The organism is Cutibacterium sp. 37298, assembly GCF_023838685.1.
GTDB classification, from domain to species: Bacteria; Actinomycetota; Actinomycetes; order Propionibacteriales; family Propionibacteriaceae; genus Cutibacterium; species Cutibacterium acnes.
Window position 1 is genome coordinate 641,105 of the sequence record NZ_JAJNRJ010000002.1, and the last position, 15,473, is coordinate 656,577.

A 15,473-nucleotide genomic window follows, 5' to 3' on the forward strand; every position below is an offset into this window, starting at 1 on the left:
CCCCACGCATGAGAGCTTCTTCCGACGCTGCACGTCGGCACCGTCATCCACCGGGTTCGCAATGGCCACTTCAATCCCGCGTAGTTCGACGTGGAACGACGGTCGAGGTATGAGGGGCGTCTCAGGTGCCCCCATGCCGAATCCGGCTGGTTGGGAGTGGTATCAGTGCGCAGCATCGAACCAGGACCGTCCGACCCCAATTGACACCGTCAACGGGACCGATAGGTCCATGGCATGTCCCATAGCGTTGGTAACGATCTCGCGAACCTTCTCCTCTTCACCCTTGGCAACCTCAAGGATGAGTTCATCATGAACCTGCAGCAAGACCCGGCTTGTCAAAGCTGCCTCAGCAAGTTTCTGGTCGGTGGCGAGCATGGCCAGTTTGATGAGGTCCGCTGCCGATCCCTGAATGGGAGCGTTGAGGGCGGCACGCTCGGCCATGTCTCGGCGCTGACGGTTTGTTGAGGTGAGGTCAGGAAGGTAACGACGACGTCCCAGGAGAGTCTCGGTGTATCCCTGACGACGCGCCTGGTCAACGACTTCTTCGAGATACTCATGTACCTTTCCGAACCGGCTGAAGTAGTCGGCCATGAGTTCTTTAGCCTCACCCACGCTGACCTTGAGCTGGTTAGATAACCCATAGGCGCTCAATCCATAGGCCAGTCCGTAGTTCATGGCCTTGATCTTGGAACGTTGCGCCACGCTGACATCCTCGGGAGCAACGCCGAATACGTGTGATGCCGTCACGGTGTGGAAGTCCTGACCCGACTGGAAAGCGTCAATGAGAGATTGGTCCCCAGATACGTGCGCCATAATCCGCATCTCGATCTGGGAGTAGTCAGCGCTCAAGAGGGATTCGTACCCCTCACCGACAACAAACCCTTCGCGGATGCGTCGTCCCTCTTCGGTACGCATCGGAATGTTTTGAAGGTTTGGGTCCTTGCTCGACAATCTTCCAGTCACGGCAACCGTCTGCATATACGTGGTGTGGACTCGACCGTCATCACGGATCTCCTTGAGCAACCCATCAACGGTCTGACGCAACTTGATGGCGTCTCGGTGCTCGAGAAGATGGGCAAGGAAAGGATGCTCGGTCGTCTCGTACAACCCAGCCAGAGCGTCTGCGTCAGTCGTGTACCCGGACTTAGTACGCCGGGTCTTAGGCATATCGAGCTTGTCGAACAGCACTCCCTGCAACTGCTTAGGCGAGGACAGATTGATCTTCTCACCAGCTGCTTCCCACGCAGCCTCCTCGGCTCGTGTCACCCGCTCGTCAAACTCGGAGCGCAGCCCTTCAAAGATGTCCATATCGGCGGCGATACCAGCGCGCTCCATGGAGATAAGGCACCTCTGTACCCCCATCTCGACATCATGCAGCAGCTCGGACCCGCCGCGCGCCTCGACCTCTTTCTCCATGACGTCGGCCAGCCTGGTGACGGCCACTGCTCTCTCCATCGACTCAGCAAAATGGTCTTCCCCAAAATCGAGCATGGCCTGGTCAGAATTATCCTCTACCTCACCCAAGGCAACGTTAAGGTGGGTACGTACCGCATCGTCAAACTTGTGGGCACGGCGATCTGGATGCAGCAAGTAGGAGGCAAGCTCAGTATCACAGGTCAGGCCCGCAACCTCCCAGCCACGCTCGGCGAGAGCCTCCACCGGACCCTTGGCTGAATGCATGGCCTTAGGACGGTCTTTGTCAGCCAGCCAAGCGGCAAAAACGTCCTCGTCTTCAGGGCTCAACTCGGCGGCGTCGAACCACACTGCATTACCGTCGACGCCTCCCAGCGCGACAGCTTCCACATCTCCAGATCCACTTCCCCAACTACCAGTGACGTCGACGCCTATGCGACCTGCAGTTGTGGACAGCCAATCATTCAATGTCCCTGGTTCCAGGACCGTCCCTGAGATCTCGAGGGTGTCGTCGACTTCATCGACCCCATCGGCATCAGATTCGGTGGCCAGGGCACGAACGCGGTCCCACAGGGTGCGAAATTCCAGGGTGTCAAAGACCGCGCGAGTAGCCTTCGGGTCCCAGGGATGACGGGCAAGCTCGGCCAGGGTGACGTCAAGGTCAAGGTCACGGACCAAGGCATTGAGCTTGCGGTTACGGATGACGTCGTCGAGGTGATCGCGGAAGGACTGTCCCGCCTTCCCCTTAACGGTGTCGGCCTGACGGATGAGGTTTTCCAGACCGTCATAAGCCGTCAGCCACTTCACCGCTGTCTTAGGGCCAACACCGGGAACCCCGAGCAGATGGTCGGCGCTCTCCCCCACCAAAGCTGCCAGCTCCGGGTACCGTGCCGGAGACACCAGGTATTTCTCCTCAACGGCCTCCGGCGTCATGCGAGCAAGGTCTGAAACGCCCTTGCGTGGGTAAAGCACCGTCACCTGGTCGTTAACCAGCTGCATGGCGTCACGGTCCCCAGAAACCAGCAGCGTTTTGAATCCCTCTGTAGTCGCCCGGGTCGACAAAGTGGCAAGGATGTCGTCGGCCTCGTAGTTCTCCTTAGACAAGTGAACGATGTGAAGAGCATCGAGGACCTCTTTGATGAGGTCAATCTGGCCGGGGAACTCTGGCGGAATAGCGGCACGACCGGCTTTGTACTCGGAGTATTCAGTGGTGCGAAAAGTGCCTCCGGCAAGATCCCATGCCACCGCGACGTGGGTGGGCTTCTCGTTACGCAGCAGGTTGATAAGCATCGCGACGAAGCCATGCACTGCATTCGTGTGCTGCCCCGTCGAGGTGGTGAAGTTCTCGACCGGCAGGGCGTAAAAAGCCCGGAAGGCCATCGAATGCCCGTCAAGGACCATGAGGATGGGCTGCGTCGTCTCGCTCATACCGTTGACTTTAGAGGACGCCACGGACAACGAGATGCGATCACGGTGGCGCACGGTGGCATGCTTCACCTGTGACGTATTCCGTTCCTGAACATCCGCTTCCCGACTGGCTGGCACAACTCGTTAGTCCTCTTGACGACAAGCTCGGCGTCAAAGTCCGAGAGATTTCACCTCACCGCTGCGCCGTCACCGCGCCGCTCGACGGCAATACCCAACCTATGGGCCTGTGGCACGGTGGCGGCTCGGGAGTCCTGGTGGAGACCGCCGGGTCGCTGGCAGCCATGGCCCACGCACGGACCTTCGAGCATTCAGCCGTGGGAACCGAACTGTCAGTCTCGCACCTGCGCCCGCCCCACGGCCATCAAGTCATCGCTACCGCGACAGCCGTGCATCTCGGTAAACGCACAACAACCCACACCGTCGAAATCGTCGACGATGAGGGCCGCATCTGTGCCATTGGAAGGATGACATGTCAGGTCATCTAAAAGGACCAGCAGCCCGAGATCACTTCTCGCTCTCGGCGTGATCGATAACTCCTTGAGCGACCTCTCGCATTGACTTACGCAGATCCATGGCGGTCTTCTGGATCCACCGGAAGGCCTCTGGCTCAGTAAGGTCAAGGCTGGCCTGCAAAATACCCTTGGCCTGGTCGACAATCTTGCGCGACTCGAGGCGCTCCTCCAGATCCATGACCTCGTCCTCAACGCCGCGGATCTCGGCAAAACGGGCCATAGCAATCTCGATAGCCGGAATGACATCCGAAGCATCGAAAGGCTTGACGACGTAGGCCATCGCACCCGCTTCTTTGGCACGTTTGATGAGGTCACGCTGTGAGAAAGCGGTCAGCATGACGACAGCACAGATACGGTCTTCGGCAATCTTGTCGGCTGCAGTGATGCCGTCCATCTTAGGCATCTTGACGTCCATGACGATTAGGTCGGGCTCGAGCTCATTGGCAAGACGGACAGCCTCCTCGCCGTCGCTAGCTTGGCCGACGATCTCGTAACCATGCTCCTCGAGCAGCTCGACGAGATCGAGACGGATAAGAGCCTCGTCCTCGGCGACTACGACACGTGGATGTTCCGCCTCCGCCCCCGAGTCAGAGGTTGACCGAGTGAGGTCCTGTGGCTTACTCACGGTGATTCCTTGCATGTCGAACGTTGACAACTCGGTTCAATCTTAGTGGTTATGAGGTCTTACCGCACATGCACATGTCTCCGACTAGCGGATCCCCTCGTCTAGAGTGCCCGCCCAATCGACCCTCGTGAGCGGCGAATCGGCATCTGGGCGCAACTGTGGCACAATAGGCAAGCCGGCCCGAGTGGCGGAATGGTAGACGCGGCGCACTCAAAATGCGCTGTCCTTGCGGGCGTAGGGGTTCGACTCCCCTCTCGGGCACCGTCGGCTTATACCCGTGATCCCAGGGCTAGTCCCAGGATCGCTGCCAGTACTCCCGCAATCGCCATTCCCATACAGTGCAGCGCTCCCACGCGCTTCCGGCACCCGCATGCAGCACGCGCTGTTTCAACAGAGGCTGTGCTGAAGGTCGTAAACCCACCACAAAAGCCCGTTCCCAATGGCTCTTTGAGGTTTTGTGAAAATCCCAGATGGTTGAGAGCTGCCGCAGTAATGAGCCCCAACAACAGCGATCCCACCACATTGATAACTAGGGTTCCTAGCGGAACTGGAGCTGAGAACCGCGAGTTAATGCGCGATTCAAGCAGGAAACGCGCTACCGCCCCAAAACCACCAGCCAGGCAGACCCACAACATCGTCATGACGATCTTTTACCCATGACACACCGCACCGCGGCGATCATGACCCATGCCAACAATGCACCTGCCACGACACTCGTCAAAAGATAGGCAATACCCCATAACCACTGCCCTGACATCACACGTTGGCCGGTTTCCACCGTGAGGGCGGAATAAGTCGTAAATCCACCTAACAATCCGGTACCGATGCATAGCCGCACCGCTCGACGAACCCCTTGGCCAGGGCCAGCGTGGACGAGCAGCTCGAGCAAAGTCGCCAGTACGAAAGCTCCGACAAGATTGATAGCCAACGTCCCCCACGGAACACCGTCTGCCCGGGACGGCCACGCATGAGCAATTACGGAGCGTATGAGAGTACCTAGGCATCCCCCCAGAAATACCAACCCCACCAGCACAGGACGACGATCGAGGAATCCCGATCTCATTGCCATAGTGAGGAATCCTTCCACTCGACGATAGCGGTCAGCACCAGGAGTACCAGACGATGCTGATGATGGGATGCCCATAGAAGTCGACCATCTGGGAGGGGCACGATTGAGGTACTACGAGACCATTCATGCCCGATCTCCGTATGAGCCACGTATCTGCTCTATCACGAGGTCCAGCCAGGTCTCCTCGGAAACGCTAGGCCGCTTCGGGATGGCCGTCCAGGAAAGCGACGACGTCCCTCACGGAATGAGGGACGTCGTAACGATCGAGGTATACCCGTAATCAGTCATCTTCCTTGATACGAAGGATGCGCAGATCGTTAGTTTTACCCGGAATGTCCATCGGGGAACCGGACAACACGACGACGCGGTCACCGACCGGCACGAAACCCTTGTCGCGCAGGTACGCGTTAACCCAGCGGTACAGCTCCTCCGCATTCTTAAACACCGGGGTAACGACGGCGTGAGCACCCCAGACCCAGGCGAGGGTCTTGGTCGTGGTCTCATCAGAGGTGAAGACGATGAGCGGTGTGCTCGGACGCAGACGAGCGATGCGACGGGCGGTGTCACCGGACTTGGTAAAGGCCACGATGAACTTGGCCTCGGCGCGCTCAGCGATCTCAGCAGCTGCCTTCGACATGATGCCACTGGTGGTGTGCGGATCCCAGTCGATCTTGGCGATCTTGTCCAAGCCACGGGCTTCAGTAGACTCAACGATCTTGGCCATGGTGCGGACAGTCTCACCCGGGAAGTCACCAACGCTGGTCTCAGCGGACGTCATAACGCCGTCGGCGCCGTCAAGGATGGCGTTCGCGACGTCGGCGGCCTCAGCGCGGGTCGGACGGGGAGCGTGGATCATCGACTCAAGCATCTGGGTGGCCACAATGACGGGCTTAGCCTGTAAACGAGCCTTCTCGATGATCTGCTTTTGGATCAGCGGAACTTCCTCGAGCGGGCACTCGACGGCCATATCGCCACGGGCAACCATGACGGCGTCAAAGACGTCAATAATCTCGTCCAAGTTCTCGATAGCTTGCGGCTTCTCGAGCTTGGCTATAACGGGGACGGTACGTCCCTCCTCGTCCATAATCTCGTGAACACGGTCGATGTCAGAGCCGTGTCGGACGAAGGACAGAGCAACAAGGTCGATGCCAGCCTTGAGAGCCCAGCGCAGGTTCTCCTCGTCCTTTTCGGTGAGGGCGGGAATAGACACGGCAACACCGGGGAGGTTGATGCCCTTGTGGTCGCCAACCGGGCCAGCGACAGTGCAGTGACAATTGACGTCGTTGCCGCTCACAGAGTCAACCTGGAGGACGGTCTTGCCGTCGTCGATGAGGATGACGTCGCCGGGCTTGCAGTCCTGGGGCAGACCCTTGAAAGTGGTGGAGACGCGCTCCTGATTGCCCACAATGTCGTCAGTGGTGATAGTGAACTTGTCACCAATCTTGAGATCGATCTTGCCGTTCGACTCTCCTTCAGCCTTCTCGAACAGGCCGGTACGGATCTTCGGACCTTGGAGGTCGGCCAAGGCTGCCACGTTGAGACCAAGTTCTTTCGAGACCGAGCGAACCAGGTCAAGACGCTCCTGGTGCTCGGAGTAGTCGCCGTGGCTCATGTTGAGACGGGCAATATTCATGCCAGCCTCCATGAGCTTCTTCATGGCGTCATGGCTGGTCACAGCGGGCCCGAGGGTATTCACAATCTTAGCTCTACGCACGCCTACACGATACCGCTCAAGGCAACGCGGACCCGAGCCGGAATGCCAGTCACCGTCGGATGTACACTAGACGTTCACCTATAGTGCACAAATGACCACCACATACCGAGCGACTGCTCAGGCTTGCCTCACCACATCGAGAGCATTCTGGAGATCCGCCGGAAGATCAGCATGAAACGTTACCCACTCGCCACTGCCCGGATGGGTGAAAGACAGCTCACCAGCGTGCAACCATTGCCTCTCCAAACCCAATTCCTTCGCAAGCGCGGGGTCGCAACCGTAGAGCGGGTCCCCACAGCAGGGGTGCTTGATCGCCGCCATGTGCACGCGAATCTGGTGAGTCCGACCGGTTTCAAGGTGTACTTTGAGCAAGGTCGCATGCCGGAACGCCTCCACCGTCTCATAATGGGTCACCGAGTGACGACCCCCATCGACAATGGCCATCTTCCAATCATGACGGTGATCGCGGCCGATCGGAGCGTCGATAGTACCTGTGAAGGGATCAGGGTGGCCCTGCACCAGGGCGAGATAGACCTTGTCAACGGTGCGGTCCCGAAAAGCCTGCTTCAACAAGGTATAAGCGTGCTCGCTTTTGGCCACCACCATGAGTCCGGATGTACCGACGTCAAGACGCTGAACGATTCCTTGACGCTCCGGTGCACCACTTGTGGAAATTGCGAATCCAGCTGCCGCGAGATGCTCGACGACACTTGGCCCCTCCCATCCCAGGGACGGGTGGGCAGCAACCCCGGCAGGCTTGTCAACGACGACAATGTCCGAGTCGTCGTGGATGATCCGCATCCCCTCAACGATCTGCGGGGTAATGGACGGCGTCGCGACAGGATCACAGAGATCGACGTCAAGCATCTGACCGGTGGCTACCCGGACCGACGCCCGAGAGACCAGTTGGCCGCCCAAAAAGACCCCGCCGTCTTCAATAAGGCTGCTGATCCGGGACCGGGATACCCCACTCATGCGAGCAGCAGCGACATCGACCCGTTCCCCGTCAAGACCGTCGGGTACTAACAGGACGCTCACATCCCCTCCTACTCATCACATCTCATGAATGGTCATCTACCTCAACCTGCATCGTCCTCGTGATGCCCGAACACAGCCACCACTACAACGAGTATGGCGGTGCTCGTGATGAATATGTCGGCAACGTTGAATACCGCGAAATGCGGCAGGCTCATGAAGTCGACAACATGGCCACGCAGTGGACCAGGGGCTCGGAAAATCCGATCGGTCAGATTGCCGCAGATCCCGGCAATGAGCATGCCGCAGGCAATAAGAGACCAGCGATGACGAGCGCGGGGCACCCCCCACACGCATACGGCAATAAGCATGGCGATCGCAAAAAGGCTAATCAGCACAGTGACTGTCGAGCCCATCGAAAAAGCCGCCCCGGGATTGCGGATCAGGCGCAGGGTGAGGAAACCACCGAACCAGCTCGGCGGGCCGTAAGGATCAAGACGGGCAACTGCCTCAGCTTTCGTCCATTGATCAAGTCCGTAGCCGAGCACACCTATGGCGACCATGACGACGCGCCAGCGCTTCAGCTGCCCTCCTACCAACACGGTCGGGTTAGAACTCACCGACGCTCTTGGCGCTGCTTGCACTTGACGCACATGGTGGCCCGCGGGAACGCCTGCAGCCGAGCTTTTCCAATCGGCTCGCCGCAGGATTCGCAGGTTCCCCAGGTGCCCCTGTCGAGAAGTTGAAGGGCCAGCTTCGACTGGTCGTACACAGCGCGAGCGTTACGGGTGACGGAGATCTCCTGATCGCGCTCGAACTGAGAGGAACCGACGTCGATGGTATCCATTCCAGCACCGTCATTCCCCTGCTTCATGAGGTCAGCAAGATCATTCTCGGCTTTGGTAAGGGCCGTGCCCATCCTCTGAACATCGGATTCAAGAGTGCCGACGATTTCGCTAATCTCATCAGCCGTCCACGGCTCATCGCCGTCACGCACCGGCAGGGATGCAGCAATCGCCTCGACATCGTGGTCTGACATGGAACTCTCCGTCGTCATGCGGGGATTGTCCCCGGCTCCGTGGTGTGTGCCGTTCATATCATCACCTACATGGGGGTGTCATGAACTGTGGGCCGACATTACACCCATGGCACTCACTCGTCATCCTCGTGGGTCTTCTCTACCTCAACACTGTATGGACAACAACTCCGTGCCCCCGATCCTTCGACCGAGAGCACGGAGCTTTACGACGTGTGCGCTTGTCAGTTCTGCTGCTGGCCGCGTCCGATGAGGGCATCCAAACGCGGGGTGGAGGAGCCGCCGGGAGCAACACGGTTCTCAGACTTGAGAAGCTCAGGCAACTCTGCGGGCTCAAAAACGCCCTGGTCAAGGTTGTCGGCCTGGGCACGCAGGTGGGAAGTGAGGGCCTCGCGGTAGCTAGCCTCGAAGGAACGCAAGTGATCAACCCTCCCCGCAAGGTTGTCGCGCTCAGCCTCAAGCTCACGGAAGAGCTCCGTGCGGCGAGTCTGAGCGTCAGCATTAACCCTGTCGGCGTTGCTCTTAGCGTCGGAAGTCAACTTCTCAGCATTGACACGGGCACTAGATTCGATGCGGTCAGCGCGGGTCTGGGCATCAACGGTAAGCTCATGGGCCTTGGTTTCAGCGGCCTGAACCTTGCGGCCAGCCTCACTCTCAGCCTCATGGACGACGCGCTCGGCATCCGCAAGAGCAAGCTCAACCATCCGGACGACAGCCGGAGAGGCCTCAGCACTGGTGGTGACAACGAGCTTCCTGACCCCGTCGTCGGTAGTCGTAGGCTGCTGCGCGACGGAGGACGTCCGGCTACGGGCGGCAAGGGTCTGGGCATCACGAAGCTGTGCGCCAAGACGCTCATTTTCGCTGCGCAGGCGGGCGACCTCAGCCGGGTCAATATCTTGGCCAGGACGCCGTGCAGCCTGACGCAGCTCCTCGATCTGGGACTGCAGGGAGACCCGCTCCTGCTCCAACTGGCGGGCACGTTTCTCGGCGTCTTGCTGAGCAGCTTTGGCACGGTCGACCTCGCCGGAATTGACCGTGCGCCCATTCTGCTGGGAGCGGAGTTCCTCAACCTGAGCACGCAGGTGCTCGTTCTCGTTAAGGAGATCCTGATCCGGCCTCTGCTCCCCCGGCTCACCCGACCTGAGAGCCTCGACCTGGGCTTTGAGACGCTCATTCTCATCGGTGAGGGTCATAAACGCCGCTTCAACCTTGTCGACGAAGTCGTCAACTTCAATGGCGCGGTAGCCCTCCCCGGGGCGTTTGACCATCGGGAAACGAACCTTACGCACCTCTTCGAGGGTCAGCGTCATTGTGCACTCCAAGATGTCGGGAACAGTCAGGACCCGTGAGGCGGACCTAGATGGCCCGGGGTGGACACGAGATGACTTTAAGGCTACTCCACCAAGGCGCTCGCGTCACTTAGGAGGCTCAACCTCACCTTCGGAGTATGGATTCGTCTCATCACCAGAAGATGGCGATAACAACTCGCTGGAGTATCGCCAATAACACAAAAACGATGATGAACCCCACCGAGAACCCGACGTTGCCGAATCTCACCGGCGGCACCAGACGATCGAAGAACTTGATCGGTGGATCAGTCACAGTGTAAACCGCCTCAAACACTACAGCAAGGACACCGCGCGGCTCGAAACCCCGTATCAGAAGCGGCACCCAGGACATCAACATCCGCACGATGAGTAACACCGTGTAGATCTCAATGATCCAGGTGAGGATGGTGCCAGTCAGGATCATGGTTTCCTCGTCAAGACTGGTTGAAGAATCCGCCGCTAGCGATGCGGGCCTTGTCCTCCGGAGTGACATTGACGTTGCGCGGGCACAGCAGGAAAACCTTGCTGGTCACCCGCTCGATGGTTCCGCGCAGGCCAAAGATGAGGCCGGCAGCGAAATCGACGAGACGTTTGGCGTCTGCATCGTCCATCTCAGTGAGGTTCATGATGACCGGAATACCTTCGCGGAACTGCTCACCGATGGTCCGCGCCTCGTTGTAGTTACGCGGGTGGACGGTCAGGATGCGGTTAATGTCAGCGATGCTCGGCTCCTCAAGTTCCGAACGGCGACGGTATTGAACCGCCTTGTGCCCCCGAGCGTGCTGCTCATTGGAATCGTGATGATGCAACTGGGTCACCTCCGAAGATGGCTCATACCCGTCGTCGGAGTAGACCTCCGTGGTGAGCTCCTCGTCGGGAAGATCCTCCTCGTCGTACCGACGATCGTCAACGATCCCGACGTACGAGGCAATCTTCCTGCCGATTCCTGCCATCTGGAGCTCCTTCTCGTGGGCTTATCCCCGGGCGGGGTTCTCACCATTCAAGCCTGCCACTGATATTGCCACGGTTTGGCGGGACACGCGAACGTCTAAGACATCGTGGACTGAGTACATCTGTCGTCAATGGGCGTCGTGAGCATTCCACACTAGGCCAGCTAGCCGACCAGCGCCATGATCTCGACGATGGGAAAAGAAGTCATCCCCTTCAAACGTGCAGGGATCTAGCCCCACAGCGGCCACACCCAGTGACTCGAGCTGAGCTAACGCACCCGCACCTAGATCAAGGGCCGGAGTGCCCTGTCGAGTGACCGCACGAGTAGCTGGATACTCGGTCCAGACTTGCTCGGCCATCTCTGCGGGAACCTCGTAACACCTACCGCAGATATGGGGACCCAACCACGCAAGCAACTCCGTGGCCCCCATGTCATGCATGGACTTGACAGTCGCGGGCAACACACCTGCTAAGAACCCCACTCGCCCGGCGTGAGCAGCACCAACCACTCCAGCCTTTGGGTCTGCCAGCATAATCGGCATACAGTCGGCCACTCGAATAGCCAGCGCAACTCCGGGCAGATCGGTGACCATCGCGTCGGCAATGGGAAGCTTCGGCTGTCCCTCAACGTGATTCCCAAGATACCTCTGGGGAATCCATCCCTCGACGTCGTTGAGGCCGATCCGCCACACTTCGTTGCCATGTACTTGATGGCAGACCATCACCGGGCCCAGGCCAAGCCGAGAACGAAGGGATTCAACATGCTCGAGGACAGTGGGGTCTTCATCAGCGCGACCGAGGTTAAATCCTTCAAAACCAGCACCCCCGCGTCCTTGCCCGGAAGCGTCGACACGATCAGTGAAGGCGACCCCGACGCCATGATTGGCACCGGGGTCGATAACGAATCTCAGCACGTCACTTCAGGAAGTCAGGGATATCAAGGTCGTCATCCGGCTCCTCAGGCGGATTAACAGGCTCCACAGGATGACTCTGCTGCTGTGACTGGGCCTTTCCGAACGGGCTGCCTTGGGTCTGCGGACGGATCGGCGTCGGCCGCTGGTTATCAGCGGGCTGACGACTCGCAGACGAACTCGACCCAGCCGAGGTTGATGCAGCAGAACCCGTTCCAGCGCCAAAAACTCCCGCTGAAGACCGGTTGCTCATGGCAGGGCGGGAAGCAGGACGCTGACTGATTCCAGGCTGCTTGGTGCTAGTGAGCTGGCCGTTCTCGAATCCAGCCGCGATAACCGTAACGCGCACCTCGTCACCGAGGGCGTCGTCGATGATCGTGCCGAAGATGATGTTGGCCTCGTCATGGGCAGCAGCCTCAATGAGATTGGCCGCGCTGGCAACCTCGAACAGGCCAAGGTCGGAACCACCAGCGATAGACAGCAAGACGCCGCGAGCGCCGTCGATGGACACCTCGAGCAGCGGAGACGAGATAGCCATCTCTGCGGCTGCCCGTGCACGGTCCTCTCCAGATGCACGACCAATACCCATGAGGGCGGATCCGGCATTCGACATGACCGATTTGACATCGGCGAAATCCAAGTTGATCTGGCCAGGGGTAGTGATGAGGTCAGTAATACCCGAAACACCTTGCATCAGCACCTGATCAGCCTGCTTGAAAGCGTCAAGAATGGCGATCTGCTGGTCGGTCATGTCCAGCAACTTGTCGTTCGGGATGACGATGAGGGTATCGACCTCATCGCGCAGATTATCGATGCCCTGCTCGGCCTGGGAGGACCGACGGTGACCCTCAAAGGAGAACGGACGGGTGACAACACCAATCGTCAAAGCGCCGAGGGATCGAGCGATCTTAGCGACGACGGGAGCAGCACCAGTGCCGGTTCCGCCGCCCTCACCAGCGGTGACGAAGACCATGTCGGCACCTTTGAGGGACTCCTCGATCTCGTCAGCATGGTCCTCGGCAGCCTGGCGCCCCTTATCCGGGTCAGCGCCGGCCCCCAAACCTCGAGTGAGGTCCCTGCCGATGTCAAGCTTAACGTCGGCGTCGCTCGTGAGGAGGGCCTGGGCATCGGTGTTGACGGCGAGGAACTCGACTCCCTTGAGCCCCGCCTCGATCATGCGGTTCACGGCATTGCAACCGCCACCGCCTACCCCCACGACCTTGATCACGGCGAGGTAGTTCTGGGATGGAATAGCCACTGGAGTTCTGCCTCACTCTTGTCTGACGGACCGGTCTAGGGGCAAGGCTATGAGCACGTCAAAAGGGTGTCCAACGCTGCAGCCAACCTTGACCTTGACCCTCAACCGTAGCTTGAGACTACTCAGCGAGAGGTCGGATGCTCAGGGGACGAGACGTCATAACGAGTCGCCTTGACGTGGAGCATCGCTGTGGTGACCTTGGCCTTGAGAACAGATTGATCCGCCGATCCCCACACCACCGTTCGCTTGCCCGACAGCACCACGACAATGGCATCGCGAGATGTGGCCTCGATGTGGTCAACATGGCGTCTAAGCTCGGTAGGAAAGGAATCAGCGACGGTTGCGACGTCTCGCAATAAGCCACGATTTCCAGATGAGGTCGTCGCCCACACCACGTTCGGAGTGGGTTTTGCGGTTCGGTTAAAGATTCTCCCGGAGGGATCGATCCAGAGGTAGCCCCCAGGGGTCTTCACCTGATACGAGATCTTCAACTCGGTGATGTCAATGACGACAGTGTGCGGCCACTTCCGATACACCTCAGCCTGTTGGACAATATCCATGCGCGTTACGCGCGCAGCTACGTCGTCGGTGTTCACCCTGGCCAGCGGCTGACCCTTCGGGATCTTGGCGGCTTGCTCGACTTGGGACGCCGTCACAAGGTGAGTGCCGTGTACCTCGATGGTGTTGACGCACAACACCGACGAGCTGCGGACGATCCACATCGCCACAAGGACAAGCACCACCACAGCGGCGACAACACCCGCAATGATCCGGTTACGCTTCCTACAGCGTCGACGTCGTAGCTCCATCGCGACGCTGATGTCGGAAACCGGCATCAGGCCTTGCCCTCCAGTAGGCCCACCAGAACCGGGCCAACTAAAGTGACATCTCCTGCGCCAAGGGTGATGACGAGGTCCCCAGGACGCACCTCTTCGGCGAGGGCCTCGGGAAGGTCCTGCTTATCGGGCACATACCGGGAGTCCCCGCCTGCGGCGAGAACGGCGTCGTGCACCATCTCGCCGGTCACACCGGGAATCGGATCCTCACGGGCCGGATATATGTCGGAAACGATGACCCGGTCTGCAAGGGTAAGCGCCGATCCGAACTCCCCGGCGAAATCCCTGGTACGGGAAAACAGATGAGGCTGGAAGCAGGCGATGACCCTCCCCTGCCCCGTCACGGCACGACGTGCCGCACCAAGGGTGGCGCGCAATTCGGTCGGGTGATGGGCGTAATCGTCAAAGACTGAGACGTCAGCAACCCGACCAACCAGTTGGAAGCGTCGCAACGTCCCCGTGAAGGATGCGATCCCGGTCAACAGATCCTGGTGACTAATTCCCAGCAGGGAACCGACGCAGTAGGCGGCTGCCGCATTAGAGAGGTTGTAGCGACCGGGCACCTGGAGCTCCAGGCGTCCCTGGGTAGGGCCATGAACGAGAGTCGCCGAAGCCGTCGTCCCATTCAAGTCAAGATCAACGAGCCTGACCTCAGCTTGCTCAGATTCTCCGTAAGTAACGACTCGCACTGTGCCGGTGCTTTCCAGTCGGCAGGCCAATTCGGCTGCCCCCGGATCGTCGGCATTAGTCACGACGTAGCGCACCTCGGGACGGGTTGCCATCGACACGAAGCCGTCGAAGTACGCCTGCGGGGTACCCCAATTGTCTAGGTGATCGGCTTCCACATTGGTGACGACGACGATCTGGCTTGGGTACTGCAGGAAAGACCCATCGGATTCATCAGCCTCCACCACGAAAGCTTCTCCCCCACCAAGATGGGAGGACATGCCCGTGGCAGCCAGTGGAGAGCCAATGACATAGGACGGGTCAGCTCCGGCACAATCGAGCATGGTCGCAACCATGCCGGTTGTCGTTGTCTTGCCGTGCGTACCAGCGATTGAGACGCCTTCCCGGCCGAGCATGAGTGCCGCCAAAGCAGCCGAGCGATGCCAGATCCGCAAACCCAGCCGGTGTGCCTCGACCAGCTCGGGGTTGTCAGGACGAATAGCCGAGGAGACGACCACGGTACGAGCCCCCGCCAGATGGGACGGATCATGACCTACCCAGGTCTGAACGCCTAGACTTGCAAGGTCACGCAAATTAGCCGAGTCGACCTGGTCGGAGCCGCGCACCTCAACTCCCATGTCGTGGTAAATCCGTGCCACACCGCTCATTCCGACTCCGCCGATGGCGATGAAGTGGACCGGCCCTACGGCGCTAGGATCAAGTAGCTCGACAGGTTCCCGCAGTGACATGA

At 59.3% G+C, this 15,473-nt stretch carries 16 protein-coding genes and 1 tRNA gene; 2 read left to right on the forward strand and 15 right to left on the reverse strand.

The genetic code is table 11. The annotated features are described in order from the left end of the window. Positions 1-162: 162 nt before the first annotated feature. Entirely contained in the window at positions 163-2,841 is a 2,679-nt protein-coding gene (polA, locus tag LRP59_RS07460; protein ID WP_002533126.1) for a DNA polymerase I, read from the reverse strand. Between the two features lie 71 nt (positions 2,842-2,912). Between polA and LRP59_RS07465 the strand changes: the two genes are divergently transcribed. Beyond that, entirely contained in the window at positions 2,913-3,326 is a 414-nt protein-coding gene (locus LRP59_RS07465; protein WP_002513908.1) for a PaaI family thioesterase, read from the forward strand. Positions 3,327-3,345: 19 nt separating this feature from the next. On the opposite strand, the gene LRP59_RS07470 is transcribed toward LRP59_RS07465, so the two are convergent. Beyond that, the gene (locus LRP59_RS07470; protein WP_002521832.1) at positions 3,346-3,993 is read right to left on the reverse strand and encodes an ANTAR domain-containing response regulator; all 648 of its coding nucleotides are present in this window, start codon (positions 3,991-3,993) and stop codon (positions 3,346-3,348) included. A gap of 163 nt (positions 3,994-4,156) precedes the next feature. Here LRP59_RS07470 and LRP59_RS07475 point away from each other — a divergent pair. After that, a tRNA-Leu gene (locus tag LRP59_RS07475) sits at positions 4,157-4,239 on the forward strand. A gap of 8 nt (positions 4,240-4,247) precedes the next feature. Here the strand turns inward: LRP59_RS07475 and LRP59_RS07480 are convergent. The 13 genes from LRP59_RS07480 to murC all read right to left on the reverse strand — a co-directional run bounded on the left by LRP59_RS07480 (position 4,248) and on the right by murC (position 15,471). Beyond that, on the reverse strand, positions 4,248-4,619 hold the full coding sequence (locus tag LRP59_RS07480; protein ID WP_002513910.1) for a CrcB family protein: 372 nt from the start codon (positions 4,617-4,619) through the stop codon (positions 4,248-4,250). Continuing rightward, the gene (locus tag LRP59_RS07485) at positions 4,616-5,122 is read right to left on the reverse strand and encodes a CrcB family protein (RefSeq protein WP_002513911.1); all 507 of its coding nucleotides are present in this window, start codon (positions 5,120-5,122) and stop codon (positions 4,616-4,618) included. The genes LRP59_RS07480 and LRP59_RS07485 overlap by 4 nt, the downstream gene beginning before the upstream one ends. Before the next feature lie 205 nt (positions 5,123-5,327). After that, positions 5,328-6,761, reverse strand: coding sequence for a pyruvate kinase (gene pyk / locus LRP59_RS07490; RefSeq protein WP_002513913.1), 1,434 nt, complete (start codon positions 6,759-6,761; stop codon positions 5,328-5,330). Between the two features lie 117 nt (positions 6,762-6,878). Then, on the reverse strand, positions 6,879-7,799 hold the full coding sequence (locus tag LRP59_RS07495) for an RluA family pseudouridine synthase (protein WP_002513914.1): 921 nt from the start codon (positions 7,797-7,799) through the stop codon (positions 6,879-6,881). A 41-nt stretch (positions 7,800-7,840) separates the two neighbouring features. Next, positions 7,841-8,356 carry a signal peptidase II gene (locus LRP59_RS07500; RefSeq protein ID WP_002513915.1) on the reverse strand — a complete coding sequence of 172 codons (516 nt, stop codon included), beginning with the start codon at positions 8,354-8,356 and terminating at the stop codon, positions 7,841-7,843. Continuing rightward, positions 8,353-8,832: a TraR/DksA family transcriptional regulator gene (locus LRP59_RS07505; RefSeq protein WP_002513916.1), complete on the reverse strand. Its 480-nt coding sequence runs from the start codon at positions 8,830-8,832 to the stop codon at positions 8,353-8,355. Before LRP59_RS07505 ends, LRP59_RS07500 begins: the two co-directional genes overlap by 4 nt. A 164-nt stretch (positions 8,833-8,996) precedes the next feature. Continuing rightward, positions 8,997-10,082 carry a DivIVA domain-containing protein gene (locus LRP59_RS07510; protein ID WP_002513917.1) on the reverse strand — a complete coding sequence of 362 codons (1,086 nt, stop codon included), beginning with the start codon at positions 10,080-10,082 and terminating at the stop codon, positions 8,997-8,999. Positions 10,083-10,233: 151 nt separating this feature from the next. Next, on the reverse strand, positions 10,234-10,524 hold the full coding sequence (locus LRP59_RS07515) for a YggT family protein (protein ID WP_002513918.1): 291 nt from the start codon (positions 10,522-10,524) through the stop codon (positions 10,234-10,236). Between the two features lie 10 nt (positions 10,525-10,534). Beyond that, a complete protein-coding gene (locus LRP59_RS07520; protein WP_002513919.1) occupies positions 10,535-11,053 on the reverse strand; it encodes a cell division protein SepF in 519 nt (172 codons plus the stop codon). 126 nt (positions 11,054-11,179) lie between these two features. Beyond that, positions 11,180-11,965, reverse strand: a complete 786-nt coding sequence (locus tag LRP59_RS07525; protein ID WP_148378301.1) for a polyphenol oxidase family protein — start codon at positions 11,963-11,965, stop codon at positions 11,180-11,182. A gap of 1 nt (position 11,966) precedes the next feature. Next, positions 11,967-13,220 carry a cell division protein FtsZ gene (gene ftsZ, locus LRP59_RS07530; protein WP_002513921.1) on the reverse strand — a complete coding sequence of 418 codons (1,254 nt, stop codon included), beginning with the start codon at positions 13,218-13,220 and terminating at the stop codon, positions 11,967-11,969. Positions 13,221-13,342: 122 nt separating this feature from the next. Next, positions 13,343-14,056: a cell division protein FtsQ/DivIB gene (locus LRP59_RS07535; protein ID WP_002513922.1), complete on the reverse strand. Its 714-nt coding sequence runs from the start codon at positions 14,054-14,056 to the stop codon at positions 13,343-13,345. Further along, on the reverse strand, positions 14,056-15,471 hold the full coding sequence (gene murC / locus LRP59_RS07540) for a UDP-N-acetylmuramate--L-alanine ligase (RefSeq protein WP_002513923.1): 1,416 nt from the start codon (positions 15,469-15,471) through the stop codon (positions 14,056-14,058). Before murC ends, LRP59_RS07535 begins: the two co-directional genes overlap by 1 nt. Between the last annotated feature and the right edge of the window lie 2 nt (positions 15,472-15,473).